This window comes from Marinobacterium aestuariivivens (assembly GCF_042661465.1).
GTDB lineage: Bacteria > Pseudomonadota > Gammaproteobacteria > Pseudomonadales > Balneatricaceae > Marinobacterium_A > Marinobacterium_A aestuariivivens.
In genome coordinates, this window is sequence record NZ_JBHSWE010000001.1 from 2,646,437 (window position 1) to 2,670,442 (window position 24,006).

18 protein-coding genes, 2 tRNA genes, 2 rRNA genes and 1 pseudogene are annotated in these 24,006 nt (G+C 61.1%); 22 read left to right on the forward strand and 1 reads right to left on the reverse strand.

Annotation, left to right across the window (positions count from 1 at the left end; translation table 11 throughout):
* The first annotated feature begins 247 nt into the window (after window positions 1–247).
* The 13 genes and pseudogenes from ACFQDL_RS13740 to ACFQDL_RS13800 all read left to right on the forward strand — a co-directional run bounded on the left by ACFQDL_RS13740 (window position 248) and on the right by ACFQDL_RS13800 (window position 13,995).
* Window positions 248–1,813 (forward strand): Y-family DNA polymerase, encoded by a 1,566-nt coding sequence (locus ACFQDL_RS13740; RefSeq protein ID WP_379909509.1) that lies wholly within the window; start codon window positions 248–250, stop codon window positions 1,811–1,813.
* A pseudogene (locus ACFQDL_RS13745) lies at window positions 1,764–3,700 on the forward strand (PHP domain-containing protein); the annotation flags it as partial. The gene ACFQDL_RS13740 and the pseudogene ACFQDL_RS13745, both read left to right, overlap by 50 nt.
* A 231-nt stretch (window positions 3,701–3,931) precedes the next feature.
* Window positions 3,932–4,747, forward strand: coding sequence for a helix-hairpin-helix domain-containing protein (locus ACFQDL_RS13750; protein ID WP_379913078.1), 816 nt, complete (start codon window positions 3,932–3,934; stop codon window positions 4,745–4,747).
* Window positions 4,748–4,900: 153 nt separating this feature from the next.
* Window positions 4,901–5,902 (forward strand): patatin-like phospholipase family protein, encoded by a 1,002-nt coding sequence (locus tag ACFQDL_RS13755; RefSeq protein WP_379909510.1) that lies wholly within the window; start codon window positions 4,901–4,903, stop codon window positions 5,900–5,902.
* A gap of 14 nt (window positions 5,903–5,916) precedes the next feature.
* A complete protein-coding gene (locus ACFQDL_RS13760; protein WP_379909511.1) occupies window positions 5,917–6,708 on the forward strand; it encodes a type 1 glutamine amidotransferase in 792 nt (263 codons plus the stop codon).
* Window positions 6,709–6,767: 59 nt separating this feature from the next.
* On the forward strand, window positions 6,768–7,517 hold the full coding sequence (gene pssA, locus ACFQDL_RS13765) for a CDP-diacylglycerol--serine O-phosphatidyltransferase (protein ID WP_379913080.1): 750 nt from the start codon (window positions 6,768–6,770) through the stop codon (window positions 7,515–7,517).
* A 250-nt stretch (window positions 7,518–7,767) separates the two neighbouring features.
* Window positions 7,768–8,775, forward strand: a complete 1,008-nt coding sequence (gene msrP / locus ACFQDL_RS13770; RefSeq protein ID WP_379909512.1) for a protein-methionine-sulfoxide reductase catalytic subunit MsrP — start codon at window positions 7,768–7,770, stop codon at window positions 8,773–8,775.
* The gene (locus ACFQDL_RS13775) at window positions 8,766–9,398 is read left to right on the forward strand and encodes a protein-methionine-sulfoxide reductase heme-binding subunit MsrQ (protein WP_379909514.1); all 633 of its coding nucleotides are present in this window, start codon (window positions 8,766–8,768) and stop codon (window positions 9,396–9,398) included. The genes msrP and ACFQDL_RS13775 overlap by 10 nt, the downstream gene beginning before the upstream one ends.
* A 93-nt stretch (window positions 9,399–9,491) precedes the next feature.
* On the forward strand, window positions 9,492–9,653 hold the full coding sequence (locus tag ACFQDL_RS13780) for a DUF2970 domain-containing protein (RefSeq protein WP_379909515.1): 162 nt from the start codon (window positions 9,492–9,494) through the stop codon (window positions 9,651–9,653).
* 170 nt (window positions 9,654–9,823) lie between these two features.
* The gene (coxB, locus tag ACFQDL_RS13785; RefSeq protein WP_379909516.1) at window positions 9,824–10,936 is read left to right on the forward strand and encodes a cytochrome c oxidase subunit II; all 1,113 of its coding nucleotides are present in this window, start codon (window positions 9,824–9,826) and stop codon (window positions 10,934–10,936) included.
* An 8-nt stretch (window positions 10,937–10,944) separates the two neighbouring features.
* Window positions 10,945–12,534, forward strand: coding sequence for a cytochrome c oxidase subunit I (ctaD, locus tag ACFQDL_RS13790; RefSeq protein ID WP_379909517.1), 1,590 nt, complete (start codon window positions 10,945–10,947; stop codon window positions 12,532–12,534).
* Window positions 12,535–12,538: 4 nt separating this feature from the next.
* Window positions 12,539–13,111: a cytochrome c oxidase assembly protein gene (locus ACFQDL_RS13795; RefSeq protein ID WP_379909518.1), complete on the forward strand. Its 573-nt coding sequence runs from the start codon at window positions 12,539–12,541 to the stop codon at window positions 13,109–13,111.
* Window positions 13,111–13,995: a cytochrome c oxidase subunit 3 gene (locus tag ACFQDL_RS13800; RefSeq protein WP_379909519.1), complete on the forward strand. Its 885-nt coding sequence runs from the start codon at window positions 13,111–13,113 to the stop codon at window positions 13,993–13,995. Before ACFQDL_RS13795 ends, ACFQDL_RS13800 begins: the two co-directional genes overlap by 1 nt.
* 70 nt (window positions 13,996–14,065) lie before the next feature.
* On the opposite strand, the gene ACFQDL_RS13805 is transcribed toward ACFQDL_RS13800, so the two are convergent.
* Complete coding sequence (locus ACFQDL_RS13805; RefSeq protein WP_379909520.1) at window positions 14,066–14,209, reverse strand: DUF2909 domain-containing protein; 144 nt, start codon at window positions 14,207–14,209, stop codon at window positions 14,066–14,068.
* Window positions 14,210–14,278: 69 nt separating this feature from the next.
* Here ACFQDL_RS13805 and ACFQDL_RS13810 point away from each other — a divergent pair, with 69 nt between their 5' ends.
* The 9 genes from ACFQDL_RS13810 to ACFQDL_RS13850 all read left to right on the forward strand — a co-directional run bounded on the left by ACFQDL_RS13810 (window position 14,279) and on the right by ACFQDL_RS13850 (window position 23,940).
* Entirely contained in the window at window positions 14,279–15,007 is a 729-nt protein-coding gene (locus tag ACFQDL_RS13810) for an SURF1 family protein (protein ID WP_379909521.1), read from the forward strand.
* A gap of 5 nt (window positions 15,008–15,012) precedes the next feature.
* Complete coding sequence (locus ACFQDL_RS13815; protein WP_379909522.1) at window positions 15,013–15,501, forward strand: hypothetical protein; 489 nt, start codon at window positions 15,013–15,015, stop codon at window positions 15,499–15,501.
* A 5-nt stretch (window positions 15,502–15,506) separates the two neighbouring features.
* Window positions 15,507–16,544 carry a COX15/CtaA family protein gene (locus tag ACFQDL_RS13820; RefSeq protein WP_379909523.1) on the forward strand — a complete coding sequence of 346 codons (1,038 nt, stop codon included), beginning with the start codon at window positions 15,507–15,509 and terminating at the stop codon, window positions 16,542–16,544.
* A complete protein-coding gene (gene cyoE, locus ACFQDL_RS13825) occupies window positions 16,522–17,430 on the forward strand; it encodes a heme o synthase (RefSeq protein WP_379909525.1) in 909 nt (302 codons plus the stop codon). Before ACFQDL_RS13820 ends, cyoE begins: the two co-directional genes overlap by 23 nt.
* 158 nt (window positions 17,431–17,588) lie before the next feature.
* On the forward strand, window positions 17,589–18,194 hold the full coding sequence (locus ACFQDL_RS13830) for a Yip1 family protein (protein ID WP_379909526.1): 606 nt from the start codon (window positions 17,589–17,591) through the stop codon (window positions 18,192–18,194).
* Window positions 18,195–18,767: 573 nt separating this feature from the next.
* Window positions 18,768–20,308: ribosomal RNA gene (locus ACFQDL_RS13835) — 16S ribosomal RNA — on the forward strand.
* Window positions 20,309–20,385: 77 nt separating this feature from the next.
* A tRNA-Ile gene (locus tag ACFQDL_RS13840) sits at window positions 20,386–20,462 on the forward strand.
* 168 nt (window positions 20,463–20,630) lie between these two features.
* Window positions 20,631–20,706 (forward strand) — tRNA-Ala (locus ACFQDL_RS13845).
* 349 nt (window positions 20,707–21,055) lie between these two features.
* Window positions 21,056–23,940: ribosomal RNA gene (locus ACFQDL_RS13850) — 23S ribosomal RNA — on the forward strand.
* Together the 16S and 23S rRNA genes with 2 tRNA genes alongside form the textbook arrangement of a ribosomal RNA operon.
* Window positions 23,941–24,006 lie beyond the last annotated feature (66 nt).

The following is a 24,006-nucleotide window of genomic DNA, read 5'->3' on the forward strand; positions in this document are numbered from 1 at the left end:
GCAGCTGGCCGCCGCCGAGGGGGCGGGCTGGGATTTATTTTCCGCCCCACGGGCTGCCGCGATCAGAGCTCGCCGGCTCCCTATCGCCTCCTGCTCGAGCCCGAGCAGGAGGCGGCCTCGGTCGGACTGTCGCTGCTCAAACGCAAGGGGGCTGGCCGCTGCCGCGTCGTGTGCTGTCGCTGGGGGAACGCAGGCCCGGGGCGCGTCCCGCCTCCAGACCGCGACTGCAGCTGGTCAGTGGGCATGGATGAACGGGCTCTGGCTGTACCTGCATTTCCCGCTGCTGCCGCTGGAGATGCTCTGCGGCGGTGACCGCCCTGTGCCGGCGGCGCTGCTCGATGACCGCGGCGCCCGGGTACGCCTCTGCAACGCGCCGGCCCGGGAACAGGGTGTCCGGCACGGCATGGCCGTGGCAACGGCCCTCAGCCTGGTGCCGGAGCTGCAACTGGTGACGCCCTGTCCGGTACAGGAGCCGCTGCAGCTGGAGGGGCTGGCGCTCTGGAGCGGGCGCTTCAGCGCCCGGGTCAGTCTGCAACCGCCCGCCGGCCTGCTGCTGGAGATCGCTTCGATGCTGCACTACTTCAAGGGCCTGGAGGCCCTCTGGCAGGAGCTGCAGGCGCAACTGGGGCAGCTGCAACTGAGCGCACTCAGCGCCACCGGCCATACCCCGCTGGCGGCGCGACTGCTGGCTCTGGACGGCGGCTTCTGTGCGGCCGATGCGGCGGCGCATCTCGGGCGTCTCGAACAGCTGCCGACCGCGCGACTCGAACTCGAAACGAAGCAGCTCGAGCGGCTGCAGGGGCTGGGCCTGCAGCGGCTCGGCCAGTTGCTGGCGTTGCCCGGACAGGAGCTGGCGCACCGGCTGGGCCCGGAACTGACCGCCTATCTCGATCGGCTGACCGGGCGCCGTCCCGATCCGCCGCGTTACTTCGAGCCGCCCGAGCACTTTCGTTCGGAGCTGCCATTGCCTTTCGAGGTCGAACAGACCCAGGCGCTGCTGTTTCCGCTGCGCCGCCTGCTGGCGCAATTGGAAGGCTTTCTGCGGGCCCGGCACTGGCGGGCGCTGCGGCTGCGGCTGGAGCTGCTGCAGGCCGGGCGGCAGCAGGCGCTGTGGGTCGGTCATGCCGCCGGCGAGCAGTGCGCGGAGGCCTGGCTCGAACTGTGCCGGCTGCGCCTCGAGCGGCTGCAGCTGGAACAGCCGGTGACCGGGCTGCGCCTGGCCGCCACCGAGTTCAGGGACCTGGAGCGGGGACGGGAGGACCTGTTCAGCGAAGCGCCGCCCCAGGACTCGCCGGCGCAGCTGTTGAGCCGGTTGCAGATGCGCCTCGGGGACCGGGCGCTGTGCCGGCTCGAGCCCTGCGCCGACTATCGTCCGGAGCGCAGCTGGCGGCCGGCCCCGCTGCAGGGGCTCTGGCGCCGCTGCCGGCACCGGCCAGCGAGCGCCCGGGCTGGCTGCTGGCGACGCCTGAGCCATTGCCCCCGGGGCGGGTGGGGACGACCATCGTGCTGCTGCAGGGGCCCGAGCGCATCGTCGGCGGCTGGTGGGATCAGCACCCGGTACGCCGCGACTACTATACCGGTCGCTGGCCCGATGGCCGGCTGGGCTGGCTCTATCGCGAGCCGGGCGGTGGCTGGTATCTGCACGGCTGGTTCGGGTAGGCGCCATGGAAGAGGCTGTTTCCCTGGATGCGCCGGGCTATGCCGAGCTGCACTGCCTGAGCAACTTCAGTTTTCTTCGCGGTGCCTCCCATCCCGAGGAGCTGGTGCGGCGGGCGGCGGAGCTGGGCTACCGGGCCCTGGCCCTGACCGATGAATGCTCCGTGGCCGGCGTGGTACGGGCCTGGGAGGCCAGCCGGGAGACCGGTCTGAAGCTTATTGTCGGCGCCGAGTTCCGGCTCGGGGGCGAACATCTGGTGCTGCTGGCCGAAAACCGCCGCGGTTACGCCCAGCTCTGCGCCCTGATCACCCTGGCCAGGCGCCGCGCAGTCAAGGGGCAGTACCGCATCGAACGGGACGACTTCGGCGAGCAGCAGGACTGCCTGTTGCTGTACCGGCCCGGTGACGACTGTGACGAAGCGCGGCGGTGGGCGCGCGAACTCGGGCGGCGTTTTGCCGGCCGCTGCTGGCTGCTGCTCGAGCATCTGCTGGGACCGGGTGATGGCGATCGTGTTGCCCGGCACCAGGCGCTGGCGACCGAGCTGCAATGGCCGGCGGTCTGCGCCAGTGCGGTACTGATGCACCATCCGGCGCGCCAGCGGCTGCAGGATGTGCTGACGGCGATCCGCATCGGGGTGCCGGTACCCGACGCGGGGTTCCGGCTGCAGGCCAATGCCGAACGTCATCTGCGCTCGCGGCACAAGCTGCAGAGCCTCCATGGCGCGGAACTGATGGCGGAGACCCTGCATATCGCCGAACGCTGCAACTTCGAGCTGGGGGAACTGCGCTACGAATATCCGGCCGAACTGGTGCCCGAGGGCAGGAGTGCCGGGGCCTGGCTGGCTGAAAAGGTCAGGGCGGGGGAGCGCCGGCGCTTTCCCGGGGGCACGCCGGAGGCGGTGCGCCGGCAGATCGAACATGAGTTGGCGCTGATCGCCGAGCTGCGCTACGAGCACTATTTCCTCACCATCGAGGATATCGTTCGCTACGCCCGTGAGCAGGGCATCCTCTGCCAGGGCCGGGGCTCGGCGGCCAATTCGGTGGTCTGCTACTGCCTGCACATCACCGAGGTGGATCCGCGGGAAGTGAGCCTGCTGTTCGAACGCTTCATCTCCCGCGAGCGCGACGAGCCGCCCGATATCGACGTCGACTTCGAGCATGAAAGGCGCGAGGAGGTGATCCAGTACATCTACCGCCGCTATGGCCGCGAGCGAGCGGGGCTGGCGGCGACGGTGATCAGTTACCGGCTGCGCAGCGCCCTGCGGGACGTCGGCAAGGCCCTGGGGCTGGACCCCGGCTATCTGGCCTGGCTGACCGGCCGGCTCGACCGCCGGGCCGGACGCGCCGCCTGGTTCGAACAGCTGCGCGAACTCGGCGGCGACACACCGGCGCCCCGTTTTCGGCTGCTGCTGGAGCTGGTCGGGGAGATCCTCGGCTTTCCGCGTCACCTGTCGCAGCATGTCGGTGGTTTCGTGATCTCGGCGGGCCCCTTGTCCGAACTGGTGCCGGTCGAGAATGCCGCAATGAAGGATCGCAGCCTGATCCAGTGGAACAAGGATGACCTCGAGAGCCTTGGGCTGCTGAAGGTCGACGTGCTGGCGCTGGGCATGCTGACGGCGGTGCGCAAGACCCTGGACCTGATCGGCGAGCGCCGGGGAACGCCGTTGCGTATCCAGGATATTCCGCGCGGGGACGAGGCGGTCTATGGGATGCTGTCGCGGGCCGACAGCGTCGGGGTCTTCCAGGTCGAGTCCCGCGCCCAGATGAATATGCTGCCGCGGCTCAAGCCGGCCTGCTACTACGATCTGGTGATCGAGGTCGCCATCGTGCGGCCCGGACCGATCCAGGGGACATGGTGCATCCCTATCTGAAACGGCGTGACGGCCTGGAAGCGGTCAGTTATCCCAGCGACGCGGTGAGGGCGGTGCTCGAGCGCACCCTGGGGGTGCCGATCTTCCAGGAGCAGGTGATCAAGCTGGCGATGGTGGCGGCCGGCTTCTCGGCCGGCGAGGCCGATCAGCTGCGCCGGGCGATGGCCGCCTGGCGCCGCAGCGGCAGCATCGCCCGCTACCAGCAGAAGCTGGTCGAGGGGCTGCGGGCGCGGGGCTACAGCGCCGAGTTCGCCGACCGTATCTGCCGCCAGATCGAGGGCTTCGGCGAATACGGGTTTCCCGAGTCCCATGCCGCCAGTTTCGCGCTGCTGGTCTATGTCTCGGCCTGGCTCAAGTGCCACGAACCGGCGGCCTTCTGCTGCGGACTGCTGAACAGCCAGCCGATGGGTTTCTATTCGCCATCGCAACTGGTGCAGGACGTCCGCCGCCATGGTGTCGAAGTGAGACCCGTGGATATCAATTGCAGCGCCTGGGACTGCACCCTGGAGGAGGACGGCGCCCTGCGGCTCGGTTTTCGGCTGGTGAAGGGGCTGTCGCGCCGGTCCGCCGACAGGCTGATGCAGAGCCGCCCCGCGCTGGGGTTCCCGTCGGTGGCCGCCGCTCAGCGCCAGGGACAGCTGGCGCGCAATGACTGGGATGCGCTGGCTGCCGCCGGTGCCCTGAACAGCCTGGGCGGTCACCGTTACCAGGCCCGCTGGGAGCTGCTGGCCGCCAATCCCGAACTGGCGCTGGGGGATGCCCGGGTGGCCGAGAACCAGGTCCGCTGGCTGCCGGCGCCCGACGAGCAGGCGGACCTGGAGGAGGATTTTCGCCATCTGGGGCTGAGCCTCGGGCGTCATCCGCTGGCGCTGCTGCGCGAGCGGGGTGAGCTGGCGGGCTGCCTCAGGGCCGAGCAGCTGTCGCAGTGCCGGCCCGGCCAGCTGGTACGGGTGGCCGGGGTGGTGACCAACCGCCAGCGACCGGGCACTGCGTCGGGCGTGACCTTCGTCACCCTCGAGGACGAGAGCGGCCAGATCAACCTCATCGTCTGGCGTGATACGGCCCGGGCCCAGCGACAGGCCCTGCTCGGAGCGCGACTGCTCAAGGTCTCGGGCGTGCTGGAGCGCGAAGGGGCGGTTATCCATGTGGTCGCCGGTCGCCTGACCGATATTACCGGGCAGTGGCAGGCGCTCTCCTTGCGCTCGCGGGATTTCCACTGATGTCATCGGGTGCTTCCCGGCAAGGTGTGGAAGCTCACTCTGTGAGCGAATTCCGTGGGAGCGGCTTCACGATGCCGTCACAGGGTATTCACTTGACGTTCAGCCGCTCAGTCGTCAAATTTGTGCAGTGCACAAAAATGCCGGGAGGCCCTTATGTCTGTGCGAACGGTGAATCTTGGGCTGCAGGGTGGCGGTGCCCACGGCGCCTTTACCTGGGGTGTGCTGGACCGTCTGCTGGAGGAGCCGCGACTGCGTATCGAGGGCATCAGCGGCACCAGTGCCGGGGCCATGAATGCCGTGATGCTGGCCAGCGGCTGGCTGCAGCAGGGGCCTGAAGGCGCCAGGGCACAGCTCGCCCGTTTCTGGCACCAGGTCTCGCTGCATGCGCTGCCGGAGTTGTCGTCCGTGCTGCCCGGCGACCCGTCCCGCCAGGCCCTGGCCGGCTGGATGCTGCAGTTGAGCCAGTTCCTGTCGCCCTACGATACCAATCCGCTGGACCTCAACCCGCTGCGGGCGCTGGTCGAGCGGCTGGTGGATTTCGGGCAGTTGCGGTCTGCCAGTCCGTTCAATCTTTTTATTGCCGCGACCGATGTGCAGAGCGGCAAGATCCGGCTGTTCCGCGAGCGGGAACTGCATGCCGAGCATCTGCTGGCGTCGGCCTGTCTGCCGAACCTGCACCAGGCAATCGAGATCGACGGGCACAGCTACTGGGACGGCGGCTTTTCCGGCAATCCGGCGATCTACCCGCTGATCTTCGACTGCGATAGCGAGGATATCCTGGTGGTGCTGTTGCAACCCCTGTTGCGTGTCGGCACGCCACTGACTGCCGCCGCCATCCAGGAACGAATCAGCGAGTTCGGCTTTCAGAGCACTTTTCTGCGCGAGATGCGGGCCATCAGCCATATCCAGCACGAAGTGCGCCGCATGCCGCTGTCGATCGGTGCCTTCGAGCGCCGGATGCGTCGACTGCGCCTGCACCTGATCGAAACCGACGAGCTGCTGGCCGACCTCGGCCGTGTCACCAAGTACGATACCCGGCTACACTTTCTCGAGTCCCTGAAAAACCGTGGCCGGCAGCAGGCCGGGCGCTGGCTGGAGCAGCATTTCGAGGCGGTCGGCCGCGAATCCAGCTGCGATCTGGAACTGTTTCTCTGACGGGAGGGAAGGACATGACGGGCCTGGATCGGCGCTCCAGTCTCAGGCTGTTGCTGCTGCAGATCCGCACCGAGCAGAAGGTGCGGGACGAGGAACATCACAGTTTTGCCAGCTACTGCGGTCTCGACCGGGAGCAGATCGAGGTGCTCAATGTCTTCGACAGGCCCGACTTTCCGCCCACGGTCGCCGACGGCTACGATGCGCTGCTGGTCGGCGGCGCCAGCGAGGCCAATGTGCTCGAACCCGGGCATTATCCCTTCGTGCACGACAGTCAGCGGTTGCTGCGCCATGTGGTCACGACCGGCCAGCCGACCTTCGCCTCCTGCTTCGGCTTTCAACTGGTGGTGCTGGCGCTCGGCGGGCGCATCGACCACCGCGATACCGGCTTCGAAATGGGCACACTGCCGATCAGCCTGGCCTCGGCGGCCGCCAGCGACCCGCTGTTCCGGGACACGACCGACGGCTTCATGGCCGTATCGGTCCACCGCCAGTTCACCGACCGGGTGCCGCCCGGCTGTGAGCTGCTGGCCTATACCGACCAGTGCGTCCACGCCTTTCGCGTTATCGGCTGCCCCTTCTGGGCGTTTCAGTTCCATCCCGAAGTGGACAAGGCAACCCTGGTCGAGCGTCTGACCCATTACCGCGCCCACTATACCGACGGCGACGATCACCTGGGGCAGGTGCTGACCAGTGCCGAGGAAACGCCGGAGTCGAATGGCCTGATGCGCAAATTCGTCGACCGGGTGCTGCTCGGCGACGAACTGGCCCATCCCTGGGTGGCGGCGCCGTCGCAGACGGAGCGGTGACAGCAGGGAGGCGGCGCCTGTAGAATGGGCGCCACTTCAAGCGGCGACTGATGAGAACTATGACAGACGAACAGACACAGCCCACCGACGAGGATGTCAAACCGCGCAGTCGGGGCATCTATCTGCTGCCCAACCTGTTCACCACGGGGGCGCTGTTTTCCGGCTTCTATGCGGTCATTGCCGGCATGAACGGCCATTTCGAGAACGCGGCCATCGCCGTTTTCGTGGCGATGCTGTTCGATGGCCTGGATGGCCGGGTGGCCCGCATGACCAACACCAGCAGCGCTTTCGGCGCGGAGTACGACTCCCTCTCCGATATGGTTTCCTTCGGCGTGGCGCCGGCGCTGGTGGCCTTTACCTGGGTGCTGGACAATACCGGCAAGATCGGCTGGTTTGCCGCCTTTATCTATGTTGCCTGCGCGGCGTTGCGGCTGGCCCGGTTCAACACCCAGATCGGCTCGGTCGACAAGAAATACTTCATCGGCCTGCCGAGCCCGGCAGCCGCGGCGACCGTGGCCGGCATGGTCTGGGCCTTCGCCGAGTTCGAGGTGATCCCGGGCACCGCCATGGCCTATGCCATCGCGGCCTTCGTCGCCAGCTGCGGCCTGTTGATGGTCAGCAACGTGCTTTATCACAGCTTCAAGGAAGTGGACTTCAAGGGCAAGGTGCCTTTCATGATCCTGGCCGCCATCGTGCTGGTGGTGGGTGTGATTTCGATCAGCCCGGCGCTCTTCCTCTGGTGCCTGTTCCTGGTCTACATGCTGTCCGGACCGGCCATCTGGGTCTGGCGCAAGCGTCGCGCCCTCTGAGCCCCGGGTTGCCATCAGCGTCCTCCCGTTTGGGCGCGCCAAAAACCGTAGCCTGGAATGAGCGAAGCGGATTCCGGGTTTCGAACCTTCTGTGGTATCCGAACTGTAGCCCCAGCGTTGGAATTCGCCCCTTCGGGGCATCATTCCAACCTACAATTTATCCCTTTCAGGCTGATTTCAGTCCGCCGCTCTAGTCTGCCCGTATACTGTCTGGCGATACCGCCAGCCAACCCGAGACAGAGAGCGGACCATGCTGATCAAAAGACCCGACCCGATCAAGGCCTCCGATATCACGCCGGAATCCGTCTACCGCAACCGGCGCCTGTTCCTGCAGGGCCTGGCCGGGACGGCGGCGCTGGCACTCAGTGGCGGCGCTGCGGCGATACCCTCCTACAGCTTCGACGACGGAGTGCCGGTTTATCCCGGGCCCGACTGGCTGCAGCGCAAGTTGCGCGAAGGCGATCGCAATGCCGCGCTTTCGACGAGCGAAGCGCCGGCACCCTACATCAGCGTGACCACCCACAACAACTTCTACGAGTTCGGGCTCGGCAAGCAGGATCCGTCGCGCAAGGCCCAGAAATTCAGGACCGATCCGTGGAGCGTCGAGATCGCCGGCGAGGTCAACAAACCCGGTACCTATGCGCTGGAGGACCTGCTCGGGCCCCATGCGCTGGAAGAGCGCATCTACCGGCTGCGCTGCGTCGAGGCCTGGTCGATGGTCATTCCCTGGATGGGTTTTCCGCTCGGTGATCTGCTCAAGCGCTTCGAACCGACCTCCCGGGCGAAGTATGTCGCCTTCACCACCCTGCACGACCCGGAGCAGATGCCGGGGCAGCGCGGGTTCTTCTCGACCCTTGACTGGCCCTATATCGAGGGGCTGCGCATGGACGAGGCTATGCACCCGCTGACACTGCTGGCGGTGGGGCTTTACGGCAATGCGCTGCCGCCACAAAATGGTGCGCCTTTTCGTCTCGTGGTGCCGTGGAAATACGGCTTCAAGAGCATCAAGTCGATCGTTCGAATCGAGCTGACCGAGGAGATGCCCGATACCACCTGGAATCTGGCCGCGCCGAATGAATATGGCTTCTATGCCAACGTCAATCCGACGGTCGACCACCCGCGCTGGAGCCAGGCCACCGAGAGACGTCTGCCGTCGTCGCTATTCTCGCCGAACATTATCGACACTCAGCCTTTCAACGGCTACGCCGAGCAGGTGGCGCACCTCTACAACGGCATGGATCTGCGCAAATGGTTCTGACCGAGGTGACGGGCCGGCGCATGAAAAGCCATGCACGCTGGTGGCTGGTCTTCCTGCTGCCGATGCTGCCCCTGGTCTGGCTCGTCGATCGGGCGCTGGCGCTGGATCTGGGGGCCGATCCGGCCCAGGCCATTGTCCAGTTCACCGGTATCTGGACGCTGCGCCTGCTCTGGATCACCCTGGCGATCACGCCGCTGCGGCGTATCTTCCACTGGGGCTGGCTGCAGCGTTATCGCCGCATGATGGGACTCTACGCGCTGTTCTACGCGATCGTGCATCTGCTGGCCTTCGCCACCTTCATTCTCGGCTGGCGGCCGGACCTGCTGCTGCGCGAGCTCAGCGAGCGACCCTACATCATTGTCGGTACCCTGGCGCTGTTGCTGCTGATTCCACTCGGCGTGACCTCGACCCGCGGCATGCAGCGCAGGCTCGGTCCGAAATGGGCGAAGTTGCACCGGCTGGTCTACCTGATCGCACTGCTGGCCATGCTGCATTTCATCTGGCAGATTCGAAGTTCCTTTCAGGAACAGCTGATCTACGGCCTGATACTGGCCTGGCTGCTGGGATACCGTCTCTGGAAACGGCACCGTGCACCGGTACGCAAGCCGTCGCGGATGGCCTGAAGGGCCTGGAATCCCTAAAGTCCCGCCCGGATTGGCTGGCTTTGGCTATACCTATACCTGTAGTAACTCCAGATCTGGTGCACAGGAGATTCCATGGCTTCCGAACCGAAAAAGAATGGCGTGCTCAAAACCCTGCAAAGCGTGCTGGCGGCGATGTTCGGCGTCCAGTCCGAGCGCAAGCGCAATGAAGATTTTTCATCCGGAAAGCCCTGGCGCTACGTGCTTCTGGGCCTGTTGATGGCCTTTTTTTCGTGATTTTTGTCATGTTGCTGGTGCGCTGGGCGCTCTCGCTGGGTGGCGCCTGAGTCGACCTTGCATTACCGGACAGGCTGCTATACTCAGTCTTAACCAAGTGATCTGCTAGGGAAAATTCCGCGTGATCGCGTCACTTGGGCGGTTCCGCGGACCTTGCGAGAGACCCGGTAATGATAAAGAGAATCTGGCTTCTGCCATGGATTGGATTGCTTGCCTCGCTGCCGGCTGCCGCGGCCTGGCAGGTGAATTTATCACCAGGTAGTACGGCGATCGCGCGTGACGTTTACGACCTGCACATGATTATCTTCTGGATCTGCGTGGCCATCGGGGTGGTGGTGTTCGGCGTCATGCTCTGGTCCATCATCCATCACCGAAAGTCCCGCGGTGCCGAAGCCCATCACTTCCACGAGAACACTGCGGTCGAGATCCTCTGGACCCTGATTCCGTTCGGCATACTGATCGCGATGGCGGTGCCGGCCACGGCCACCCTGATCAAGATGTACGACAGCGCCGATGCCGAGCTCGATATCCAGATCACCGGCTACCAGTGGAAGTGGCGCTACCAGTATCTGGGGCACGATATCGACTATTTCTCGGTGCTTTCGACCCCCCGCGAGCAGATCAACAACCAGGAAGCCAAGGGTGAACATTACCTGCTGGAGGTCGACAACCCGCTGGTGTTGCCGGCCGGCAAGAAGGTGCGATTCCTGCTGACCGCGAACGATGTCATCCACTCCTGGTGGGTGCCGTCGCTGGCGGTGAAGAAGGATGCCATCCCGGGCTTCATCAACGAGGCCTGGGTGATTCCGGAGGAGCCCGGTATCTATCGCGGTCAGTGCACCGAGCTGTGCGGGCGCGACCACGGCTTCATGCCGGTCGTGGTCGAGGTCAAGCCACAGGCCGAGTTCGACCAGTGGCTCGCCGATGCCAAGACCGCGGCGGCGGAGCAGGAGGCTGCGGCCGAACAGGAGTGGACGCTGGAGCAGCTGATGGAACGGGGCGAACAGGTCTACAGCACCGCCTGTGCGGTATGCCATCAGGCCAACGGTCAGGGCATTCCCGGTGCCTTCCCTGGACTGGCCGGCAGCCCCATCGCCACCGGCGATGTCGGCGCCCATATCGACATCGTGCTGCATGGCAAGGCGGGCACGGCAATGCAGGCGTTCGGCGGCCAGCTCAGCGCCGTCGACCTGGCGGCGGTGATCACCTACGAACGCAATGCCTGGGGCAATGACACCGGCGACAGTGTCAGCCCGCAGCAGATCACCGAACTGAACCAGTAGGAGGGGTCATGGAAACGACGCTCGGTCAGAACCTGGGTGACACCCATCACGAACATGGCCCCGCCGGCGGTATCGGGCGCTGGCTGTTCACCACCAACCACAAGGATATCGGCACCCTGTACCTCTGGTTCAGCCTGCTGATGTTCCTCACCGGCGGCACCATGGCGCTGCTGATCCGGGCGGAGCTGTTCCAGCCCGGTCTGCAGCTGGTGCAGCCGGACTTCTTCAACCAGATGACCACCATGCACGGCCTGATCATGGTGTTCGGGGCCGTAATGCCGGCCTTCGTCGGACTGGCCAACTGGATGGTGCCGATGATGGTCGGCGCGCCGGACATGGCGCTGCCGCGCATGAACAACTGGAGTTTCTGGATTCTGCCGTTCGCCTTCGCGATGATGATCTCGACGCTGTTTATGGACGGCGGCGCGCCGAACTTCGGCTGGACCTTCTATGCGCCCTTGTCGACCACCTATGCACCGCCGAGCGTGACCTTCTTCATCTTCGCCGTGCACATGATGGGGATCAGCTCGATCATGGGGGCGATCAACGTCATCGCCACCATCCTCAATCTGCGCGCGCCCGGCATGACGATGATGAAGCTGCCGCTGTTCGTCTGGAGCTGGCTGATCACCGCCTTCCTGCTGATCGCGGTGATGCCGGTGCTGGCCGGCGTCGTCACGATGATGCTGATGGATATCCATTTCGGCACCAGCTTCTTCAACGCCGCCGGCGGCGGCGACCCGGTGCTGTTCCAGCATGTGTTCTGGTTCTTCGGCCACCCCGAGGTCTACATCATGATCCTGCCGGCGTTCGGCATCGTCAGCGAGATCATCCCGACCTTCGCCCGCAAGCGCCTGTTCGGATATGCCTCGATGGTCTATGCCATCTCGTCGATCGCCTTTCTGTCATTCATCGTCTGGGCGCATCATATGTTCACCGTCGGCCTGCCGCTGGCCGGCGAGCTGTTCTTCATGTTCGCGACCATGCTGATCGCCGTGCCGACCGGCGTGAAAGTCTTCAACTGGGTGGCGACCATGTTCCGCGGCTCGATGACGTTCGAGACGCCGATGTTGTTCGCCCTGGCCTTCGTCGTGCTTTTCACGATCGGCGGCTTCTCGGGCCTGATGCTGGCGATAGCACCGGCCGACTTCCAGTACCACGACACCTATTTCGTGGTCGCCCACTTTCACTACGTGCTGGTACCGGGCGCGATCTTCTCGATCATGGCCGCTACCTACTACTGGCTGCCGAAATGGACCGGGCACATGCTCGACGAGAAACTCGGCAAGGTGCATTTCTGGCTCAGTTTCATCGGCGTCAATATCACCTTCTTTCCGATGCATTTCATCGGCTTGGCGGGCATGCCGAGGCGGATTCCGGACTATGCGCTGCAGTTCGCCGACTTCAATTCGGTGGCGAGCATAGGCGCCTTCATCTTCGGCCTGTCGCAACTGCTGTTCGTCTATAACGTCATCGCCTGCATCCGCGGTGGCGAACGGGCCACCGACCGGGTCTGGGAAGGCGCCCATGGCCTGGAATGGACGCTGCCGTCGCCCGCGCCCTATCACAGCTTCTCGCAGCCGCCGGTGGTGAAGTAGCGCTATGAATGAACTCGGTCGCAAAAACCGGCGGCTGGTGGTGCGCCTGCTGGCCGGCGCGGTGCTGATGTTCGGCTTCGGTTTCGCACTGGTGCCGCTGTACGATGTCTTCTGCCGCGTGACCGGGCTCAACGGCAAGGTCACCAATACCGGCCCGGTGGCGATCGAGGACGCCGATATCAGCCGCAGCATCCGGGTGCAGTTCATCGGAGTCAACAACGAAGGCATGCCTTGGGTGTTCCGGCCGCAGGATGCCTCCGTTCAGGTACATCCCGGCGAGATGCGCCAGACCGCCTTCTTCGCCCGCAACCCCACCGCAAGGCGCATGATCGCCCAGGCGATTCCTTCGGTGGCGCCGGCGGAAGCGGCCCGCTATCTGCACAAGGTCAACTGCTTCTGCTTCGACAGCCAGTCGCTGGAGAGCGAGGAACAGGTCGAAATGCCGGTGCTGTTCGTGGTCGACAAGAAGCTGCCCGAGCATATCCATACCCTCACGCTTTCGTACACCCTGTTCGATATCACGCCGGAACGGCCCGAAGACCGGGTACTGGCCAGTGAAACACGGAGGTCTCCGTAATGAGCACTGCAAGCTACTACGTCCCGCCCCAGAGTCGCTGGCCGATCCTGGCTTCGATCGCACTTTTCCTGCTGGCGTTCGGCGCCGGCAATCTGATCAATGCCCTCAGTGCCGGCTCCTCAACGACGCTTGGCGGGCTGCTGCTGGGACTGGGGGCCCTGCTGATGATCGGCATTCTCTTCGGCTGGTTCAGCAATGTGGTCCACGAGAGCATGTCCGGCATGTACAGTGAACAGATGGACCGTTCCTTCCGCTGGGGCATGAGCTGGTTCATCTTCTCCGAAGTGATGTTCTTTGCAGCCTTTTTCGGCACCCTCTTCTATGTTCGCAATCTGGCCGTACCCTGGCTTGGCGGGGAGGGCGAGAAAGGTGTCTCGAACATGCTCTGGGAGGGATTTCAGGCACAGTGGCCACTGATGACCACGCCGGACATGGAGCGCTTCCCGGGGCCGCAGCAGATCATTTCACCCTGGCATCTGCCGCTGCTCAACACCATCCTGCTGGTGTCGTCGAGCTTTACCGTCACCATCGCCCACAAGGCTCTGAAAACCGGGCATCGCAGCCGCATCGTGATCTGGCTGGCGGCCACCGTCCTGCTGGGCGCGAGTTTCCTGGTATTTCAGGCCTACGAGTATGTCGAGGCCTACCATGACCTCGGACTGACGCTCCATGCCGGCATCTATGGTGCGACCTTCTTCATTCTCACCGGCTTCCACGGCCTGCATGTGACGCTGGGAACCCTGATGCTGATCATCATCTGGCTGCGGGTGATGAAGGGACACTTCAGTGCCGAACACCATTTCGGTTTCGAAGCCGTGGCCTGGTACTGGCACTTTGTCGATGTTGTCTGGGTAGGGTTGTTCCTGTTCGTTTATATCCTTTGAGCTCAGGGTTGCATCCAGGGGGCATGGAAGCTGAGTTCGCCGCTATAGAAGCCGTAGATCAGTGTCAGGATCAGCAGGATGCTGAAGCCGACCCGGAAAAAAGCGAATTGACGGTACGGTGGGACTGACCGCGATCCGTCATCAGGAAGTACAGCCCGCTGAACAGGCTGATAACGATGGCAACGAAGATCAGGGCAATCAGGGGTTTCAGCATGCGGCTCTCCGGCGGGGGAATGCTGCCCGCCAACCACAGGTTACTGTGCAAGTCTGGACAGGGCCAGCCATGAGTAAAAAAGACCCGCGCGCAGGTTTCAAGTGGTGGCTCTGGATCTGTGCACTGCTGCTGTTGCCGCTGTTGATCTCGCTGGGGTGCTGGCAACTGCAGCGTGCCACTGAAAAACAGCAGCTGTTGCAGGACTGGAATGACGGCACTCTTGTGCTCCATCGTCTGGAGCAGCTTCAGGACCTGGGGACACGCAATCTGGTCAGGGCTCACCTCGAGGGCGACCTGTTACGCAACCGCTGGCTCCTTCTCGACAACCGGATGCGCGATGGCCGTGCCGGCTACGAAGTAATCGCCCTGCTGCAGAGCGATAGCGCCAACGCACTGCTGCCGGTCAATCTTGGCTGGGTCCAGGCGTCACCCGACCGAAGTCGGCTGCCGCACATCGAGCTGCCGGCCCGGGCCGAGTTCAGCGGCCGGCTGCGACGGGTAGAACCCGCTTTCATGCTGACCGAAGACCAATGGACGGAATCCTGGCCAAGGCGCGTGCAGATGATCGATATCGCGCGTCTCGAGCAGGTCATGGGCAGGGCTCTGCTGCCCTGGGTGCTGGAAGTGACCGAGCCGGTGCTGAGTCAGTTGCGGGTCGATCGGCCCCTGGCGCAGATGCAGCCGACGCGGCATCTGGGCTATGCCTTTCAATGGTTTGCCATGGCGGCCGTCTTGGCCGGGCTTCTGGTCTGGCATTGGCGACGGCTGCGCTTCCGTGGCCTGGAGTACGAGGAGTAGAGCTGATGCGAAAGGGGACATTCTGGCTGATCTGGGGGTTGGGTGCGGGGCCGCTATTGCTTGCCGTCCTGATGTACTGGAGCGGAGTGGGCGTGCCGCAGGGACGTACCCACCATGGCGTGCTGCTGGCGGATGGCGCGCGCATCGATGGCTGGCAACTGCAAAACGCCGGAGGCGAGCACTGGCGAGGGGAGGCGAAATGGCAGTTGTTCCTGACAGTCCCCGCCGACTGTACCCGCTGCATGGGCTGGCTCGAAAGGATGCCCAACCTCTGGACCGCCATAGGGAAGGAGAGGGAAAGAGTGGGCTGGCACCGGGTATCGGCGACGGCGGTGGGAGATGTCCTGGGTTCAAAACGGGTGAAGGAGCTCGGCGGCGCGCTCTGGGTGGTCGATCCGCTGGGCAACCTGGTGCTGCGCTACGACCTCGATGTTGAGCCGCAGGGCGTGCTCGAGGATATGCGCAGGCTGCTGAAACTGTCCAAGGTAGGATGATCGCCATGAGCGGGAAAGAAAGCTGGCCACTTAAGTTAAGTCATATCGGTGTGATCCTGGCGCTGGTGGTGGTAATGCTTGGCGGCTGGACCCGCATCAACGATGCAGGGCTCGGCTGTCCGGACTGGCCCGGCTGTTACGGCCATATCGTACTGCCCGGGTCCGAGGAGGCGATAGCGAAGGCCCAGGCGCTTTACCCCGATCAGCCCCTGCTGGCGGACAAGGGCTGGATCGAGATGGTGCATCGCTACGTGGCCGGCAGTCTCGGGCTGTTGATATTGATACTGGCTGTGGCGGGCTGGAGACGCCGTCACCTGGTGCGTTACCCCGTACGTCTGAGTCTGGCGCTCTGTGGACTGGTGATCCTGCAGGCCTTGTTCGGCATGTGGACCGTTACGCTGAAACTGTTACCGCTGGTGGTCACACTGCACCTTCTGGGCGGGCTGCTGATTCTGTCGCTGCTGGCGCTGCTGCGCTTTCGGCTGCTGCAGTTCTATCGGGGGCATGCACCGGGTGAGTCCGCGACAGCGCGTGGACGAGGCTGGATTCTTGCCGCACTGCTGGTGCTGTTTCTGCAGATCGCTCTGGGTGGCTGGACCAGTGCCAACTATGCCGGCTGGGCCTGTACCGACTGGCTGCTGTGCGAGCGGCAGCAGGCCCAGACGCTCGATTTCCCGAACGGCTTCGACCTGATGCATGAGATTGGTCCGAACTATCAGGGCGGTCAGTTGCCGCGCGAGGCCCGGGCGGCGATACAGATGACTCACCGTGCCGGCGCGATACTGGTGCTGCTGGTGACCGGTATCATGCTCTGGCAGCAGGCGCGTGCCGGAGCGGAGAGGAGGCCGCTGCTGGCCATCGCATCGCTGCTGGCGCTCCAGATCGGCCTGGGATTTGCCAATATCGTCTATGCTGTTCCTATCCCTCTGGCCATGGCACACCACGGCGGTGCTGTGCTGTTGCTCCTGGGCCTGGTCTGGCTCTATCAGAGGGATGCAGTCAGCGATAAGGAGAGCTGTTATGCCTGCGCGCAAAACTGTTGAATTCGTTCATGCCTCGGTGACATGGAAGGACTACCTGGAGTTGTGCAAACCCAGGGTTGTCGCCGTCATGCTGTTAACGGCCCTGGTGGGGATGGGGCTTGCGGAGGATAGTGTTCCGCCACTGGGGCTGATTCTGCTGACGATGATTGGCATCGCTCTGGCGGCGGGGTCTGCAGCCGCCGTCAACCATGTGATGGACCGCCATATCGATGAACACATGGCCCGTACCCGCGGCCGTCCGTTGCCCAGCGGCAAACTGAACTCACAGCAGGCGCTGGTATTCGCGGCGGCGATCGGTATTGCCGGTATCAGCCTGCTGGCATTCTGGGTTAATCCGCTGACCGCCTGGCTGACGCTGCTGTCGCTGATCGGCTATGCCGTCGTTTACACCGTCTTTCTCAAGCGAGCGACGCCACAGAACATCGTCATCGGTGGCGTTGCCGGAGCGTCGCCGCCACTGCTTGGCTGGACAGCCGTCACCGGGGCCCTCGAGCCGAATGGTTTGTTGCTGATGCTGATTATCTTTGCCTGGACGCCTCCGCACTTCTGGGCGCTCTGCATCGCGCGCAAGGAGGATTACATCAGGGCCGGTGTCCCGATGCTGCCGGTGACTCATGGCGAGGGCTTCACCCGACTGCAGATCATGCTCTACACCCTGCTGATGATCGCGACGACCGCGTTGCCGTTTCTGACCGGCATGAGTGGCCTCATCTATCTGACTGGCATATCCGTACTGAACCTGAGGTTCCTGCACTGGGCCTGGCGCGTCATGCGGGCCGGTGACAACCGTCAGATACCGATGCAGATGTTCCGTTACAGCATCACCTACATCATGCTGCTGTTTGCGCTGCTGCTGCTGGATCACTATCTGAAATTTACGTTATGACCGGCTACCAATCCGACCTGAACGATCTACACTTTCAAAGGACTGTAAAGGGGAAATAAGAACCGACCAATGCTCAACAATCTGACGCTTAAACAGATGAAATAGCCTTGGTTCGTCAGGGAATGATGTCCAGGGCGTATGAAGAGGGAGAGTGCAATATGTTCCTACAACATATGATGGGTATGCTGTACCACCCCAAAGAGGAGTGGGGTTCGATACGCAACGAACACTACACGACGCTTCATGTCTTTCTGTCCCAGATCAGCATCCTTGCGGCCATCCCGGCCATATCGCTGTTCATCGGTACGACCCAGGTGGGCTGGAGCATCGCCGGGGGAAGCTATGTCAAGCTCGAGGTCTCGAGCGCGCTGCCGGCAGCCATCGCCTTCTATTTCGCCATGTGGGTGGCTGTCGGGTTCATCGCCTACGCGGTGCACTGGATGGAAAAGACCTACGGCGGGAACGTCAGCATGGACGAATGCATGGTACTGACCACCTTCACTGCCACGCCGCTGTTTCTGTCGGGCCTTGCCGGCCTCTATCCGATGCTGTGGTTCAATGTGATTGTCGGCATGATTGCCTTGGCCTATACCGTGTACCTGCTGTATACCGGCGTTCCGGTGATCATGCAGATCCCCGAGGACCGGGCTTTCTTCTTCTCGTCATCCATACTGACGGTTGGTCTGTGCGTGCTGGTCGGTGTTCTGGCGGCATCTGCCATCATGTGGGGTACCTTTGTTCCCCTCAGTTATACATCGGGCTAGGCTCACCCCGCACTGTCGAGGGCGCCCCAGGGCGCCCTTTTCCGTTTCGGGTAGCTGGAGTCTCCAAAGCGACTGCGTTTACTTTGAGCATTCCCGTTGTTTTTGATCATTATTTGATCTATCTGGGGCTTTTTTAAGTTTATTTTCAAAAGGGTGTTGATTCTCCCGCCGGGGTCTGTAAAATTCGCCTCCTCGCTTGGGGAGACAGCCGGAAACGGTCATCGAAACAGGCGGCGGGGTCGGAAATAAGTGGTTGATTTTCAATGAAAATTAACGATAATAGCCGGCCTCTGAAGCAACTCCGATTCACAGTCGCCACGGCGACGAAAGTTGAAAAAAGAGTTGACTTCGAAACCGGGCGCGCTAGAATATGCGCCCACTTGAGACGAAAGGCCAGTTCATCGGCCGCTTCTCGAGACGCTCTTTAACAGATTGATCAGGTAATTCGTGTGGGCGCTTGTCGGGATAGGGCAAACAAAAGCTTTATCAAGATAAGCAACCTTACATGTGAATTCATTTAAAGTTGTTTTAACTTGAGTCAGATTTAGAAGTGCTTCGGCATTTCGAAAATTTAAACTGAAGAGTTTGATCATGGCTCAGATTGAACGCTGGCGGCAGGCCTAACACATGCAAGTCGAGCGGTAGCACAGAGAGCTTGCTCTCGGGTGACGAGCGGCGGACGGGTGAGTAACGCGTAGGAATCTACCGAGTAGTGGGGGATAGCCCGGGGAAACCCGGATTAATACCGCATACGCCCTAAGGGGGAAAGTGGGGGCTCTTCGGACCTCACGCTATTTGATGAGCCTGCGTAGGATTAGCTAGTTGGTAGGGTAAAGGCCTACCAAGGCGACGATCCTTAACTGGTCTGAGAGGATGACCAGTCACACTGGGACTGAGACACGGCCCAGACTCCTACGGGAGGCAGCAGTGGGGAATATTGGACAATGGGGGCAACCCTGATCCAGCCATGCCGCGTGTGTGAAGAAGGCCTTCGGGTTGTAAAGCACTTTCAGTGGTGAGGAAAGGTGTGTGGTTAATACCCGCATACTGTGACGTTAGCCACAGAAGAAGCACCGGCTAACTCCGTGCCAGCAGCCGCGGTAATACGGAGGGTGCGAGCGTTAATCGGAATAACTGGGCGTAAAGCGCGCGTAGGTGGTTGAGTCAGTCAGATGTGAAAGCCCCGGGCTTAACCTGGGAACTGCACCTGATACTGCTTGACTAGAGTACGGTAGAGGGCAGTGGAATTTCCTGTGTAGCGGTGAAATGCGTAGATATAGGAAGGAACACCAGTGGCGAAGGCGACTGCCTGGACTGATACTGACACTGAGGTGCGAAAGCGTGGGTAGCAAACAGGATTAGATACCCTGGTAGTCCACGCCGTAAACGATGTCGACTAGCTGTTGGGAGACTTGATCTTTTAGTAGCGAAGTTAACGCGATAAGTCGACCGCCTGGGGAGTACGGCCGCAAGGTTAAAACTCAAATGAATTGACGGGGGCCCGCACAAGCGGTGGAGCATGTGGTTTAATTCGAAGCAACGCGAAGAACCTTACCTACTCTTGACATCCAGAGAACTTGCCAGAGATGGCTTGGTGCCTTCGGGAACTCTGAGACAGGTGCTGCATGGCTGTCGTCAGCTCGTGTTGTGAAATGTTGGGTTAAGTCCCGTAACGAGCGCAACCCTTGTCCCTATTTGCCAGCACGTAATGGTGGGAACTCTAGGGAGACTGCCGGTGACAAACCGGAGGAAGGTGGGGACGACGTCAAGTCATCATGGCCCTTACGAGTAGGGCTACACACGTGCTACAATGGCCGGTACAGAGGGTCGCGATCCTGCGAAGGGGAGCCAATCTCAGAAAACCGGTCGTAGTCCGGATTGGAGTCTGCAACTCGACTCCATGAAGTCGGAATCGCTAGTAATCGCGAATCAGCATGTCGCGGTGAATACGTTCCCGGGCCTTGTACACACCGCCCGTCACACCATGGGAGTGGACTTCACCAGAAGTAGGTAGCTTAACCGCAAGGGGAGCGCTTACCACGGTGGGGTTCATGACTGGGGTGAAGTCGTAACAAGGTAGCCGTAGGGGAACCTGCGGCTGGATCACCTCCTTAAACGACCTTGCCCATCCCGGCACAGCGTTCACACGAATTACCTGATCGACGTTAGAGAAGAGCAAAAACGCTTATGTAGGCTTGTAGCTCAGCTGGTTAGAGCGCACCCCTGATAAGGGTGAGGTCGGTGGTTCAAGTCCACTCAGGCCTACCAATCATCCTCGGATGGTTGAAGTAGCTCAGCTGGTTAGAGCGCACCCCACTCTTTACAGGGAGAAAGGGGGTGAGGTCGGTGGTTCAAGTCCACTCAGGCCTTGCAGTCGTTCAAGCACGGTTGATGCTGTTACCTGGTCAATGGAATACTCCTGACTCAGGACGTACTGGGGCTATAGCTCAGCTGGGAGAGCGCCTGCTTTGCACGCAGGAGGTCTGCGGTTCGATCCCGCATAGCTCCACCATCTACGGATGGATGAAGTTTGGAATTGCACGCAGGAGGTCTGCGACGGAAGGCCGCCCCGTTCGATTCCGCATAGCTCCACCATTTTCCGCCACTCGGCGTTGGATACCTCGTCGCATAGCAGGCTATGCGTCCTCGGCATCCGCCTTGATTGACGAAAAATGGTAGTTCTCAAAAGTTTTAAAACATGCACTTGGCATCAAGTTCATCTTTTAAAGCTTTACGCTTTAAACGCTCTTTAACAATATGGATTCGAATTCAATTCGAGATAAGTCTTGTACTGAGTACAAGCGCCAATGGCGAAAAATCTTATCGTACTCTCGTCCTTGACAGACGCCTTCGGGTTATATGGTCAAGTGACGAAGCGTGCACGGTGGATGCCTTGGCAGTCAGAGGCGATGAAAGACGTGGTAGCCTGCGAAAAGCTTCGGGGAGGTGGCAAACAACCTTTGATCCGGAGATCTCTGAATGGGGAAACCCACCCGCTTTGCGGGTATTCCTTTCCTGAATACATAGGGATTGGAAGGCGAACCCGGGGAACTGAAACATCTAAGTACCCGGAGGAAAAGAAATCAATTGAGATTCCCTTAGTAGCGGCGAGCGAACGGGGACTAGCCCTTAAGCTCGGTTGTTGTTAGCAGAACGCTCTGGAAAGTGCGGCCATAGTGGGTGAAAGCCCCGTATGCGAAAGCGGCAATTGAGTGAAATCGAGTAGGACGGGACACGTGTTATCCTGTCTGAACATGGGGGGACCATCCTCCAAGGCTAAATACTCCTGACTGACCGATAGTGAACCAGTACCGTGAGGGAAAGGCGAAAAGAACCCCTGTGAGGGGAGTGAAATAGACCCTGAAACCGTGTACGTACAAGCAGTGGGAGCAGGCTTCGGTCTGTGACTGCGTACCTTTTGTATAATGGGTCAGCGACTTAATTTCAGTAGCAAGGTTAACCGTCTAGGGGAGCCGTAGGGAAACCGAGTCTTAATAGGGCGTTTAGTTGCTGGGATTAGACCCGAAACCGGGCGATCTATCCATGGGCAGGTTGAAGGTTGAGTAACATCAACTGGAGGACCGAACCGACTACCGTTGAAAAGTTAGCGGATGACCTGTGGATCGGAGTGAAAGGCTAATCAAGCTCGGAGATAGCTGGTTCTCCTCGAAAGCTATTTAGGTAGCGCCTCATGTCTCACCACCGGGGGTAGAGCACTGTTTCGGCTAGGGGGTCATCCCGACTTACCAACCCGATGCAAACTCCGAATACCGGTGAGTGCAATCATGGGAGACACACGGCGGGTGCTAACGTCCGTCGTGAAAAGGGCAACAACCCAGACCGCCAGCTAAGGTCCCAAAGTTATCGCTAAGTGGGAAACGATGTGGGAAGGCTCAGACAGCTAGGAGGTTGGCTTAGAAGCAGCCACCCTTTAAAGAAAGCGTAATAGCTCACTAGTCGAGTCGGCCTGCGCGGAAGATATAACGGGGCTAAGCGATACACCGAAGCTGCGGATGCCACTTGTGGCATGGTAGAGGAGCGTTCTGTAAGCCGTTGAAGGGGAAGCTGTGAGGCACCCTGGAGGTATCAGAAGTGCGAATGCTGACATGAGTAACGATAATGGAGGTGAAAAACCTCCACGCCGGAAGACCAAGGGTTCCTATCCAACGCTATTCGAGGTAGGGTGAGTCGGCCCCTAAGGCGAGGCAGAAATGCGTAGTCGATGGGAAGCGGGTTAATATTCCTGCACCGGCTGTAACTGCGACGGGGGGACGGAGAAGGCTAGGCCAGCGCGGCGTTGGTTGTCCGCGTTTAAGGATGTAGGTTGAGGAGTTAGGCAAATCCGGCTCCTTAAGACTGAGATCTGATGACGAGGTCCCATGTGGACCGAAGTGGTTGATGCCAAGCTTCCAGGAAAAGCCTCTAAGCTTCAGGTTACAGCTGACCGTACCCAAAACCGACACAGGTGGTCAGGTAGAGAATACCAAGGCGCTTGAGAGAACTCGGGTGAAGGAACTAGGCAAAATGGTGCCGTAACTTCGGGAGAAGGCACGCTCCTGACGGTGACCCCCTGCGGGGTGAGCGGTTGGGAGTCGAAGATACCAGGTGGCTGCGACTGTTTATTAAAAACACAGCACTCTGCAAACACGAAAGTGGACGTATAGGGTGTGACGCCTGCCCGGTGCCGGAAGGTTAATTGATGGGGTTAGCGCAAGCGAAGCTCTTGATCGAAGCCCCGGTAAACGGCGGCCGTAACTATAACGGTCCTAAGGTAGCGAAATTCCTTGTCGGGTAAGTTCCGACCTGCACGAATGGCGTAACGATGGCCACACTGTCTCCACCCGAGACTCAGTGAAATTGAAATAGCTGTTAAGATGCAGTTTACCCGCGGCTAGACGGAAAGACCCCGTGAACCTTTACTATAGCTTCACAGTGGACTTTGACATTACTTGTGTAGGATAGCTGGGAGGCTTTGAAGCGTGGACGCCAGTCTGCGTGGAGCCGACCTTGAAATACCAGCCTGGTACTGTTGAGGTTCTAACTCTGGACCGTGATCCGGTTCGAGGACATTGTGTGGTGGGTAGTTTGACTGGGGCGGTCTCCTCCCAAAGCGTAACGGAGGAGCACGAAGGTACCCTCAGCATGGTCGGAAATCATGCAATGAGCGCAAGAGTAAAAGGGTGCTTGACTGCGACACAGACACGTGGAGCAGGTACGAAAGTAGGTTCTAGTGATCCGGTGGTTCTGTATGGAAGGGCCATCGCTCAACGGATAAAAGGTACTCCGGGGATAACAGGCTGATACCGCCCAAGAGTTCACATCGACGGCGGTGTTTGGCACCTCGATGTCGGCTCATCACATCCTGGGGCTGAAGCCGGTCCCAAGGGTATGGCTGTTCGCCATTTAAAGTGGTACGCGAGCTGGGTTTAGAACGTCGTGAGACAGTTCGGTCCCTATCTGCCGTGGGCGTTTGAGATTTGAGAAGAGTTGCTCCTAGTACGAGAGGACCGGAGTGAACGAACCTCTGGTGTTCCGGTTGTGATGCCAATCGCATTGCCGGGTAGCTACGTTCGGACGGGATAACCGCTGAAAGCATCTAAGCGGGAAGCCCCCTTCAAGATAAGATCTCACCGGGACCTTGAGTCCCCTAAAGGGCCGTTCGAGACCAGGACGTTGATAGGCTGGGTGTGTAAGCGTTGCGAGGCGTTGAGCTAACCAGTACTAATTGCCCGTGAGGCTTGACCATATAACGCCCAAGGCGTTTGGGGTCGGGAGTGACGATAAGATTTAGAGCATTGGCTGAAGCTTGTGC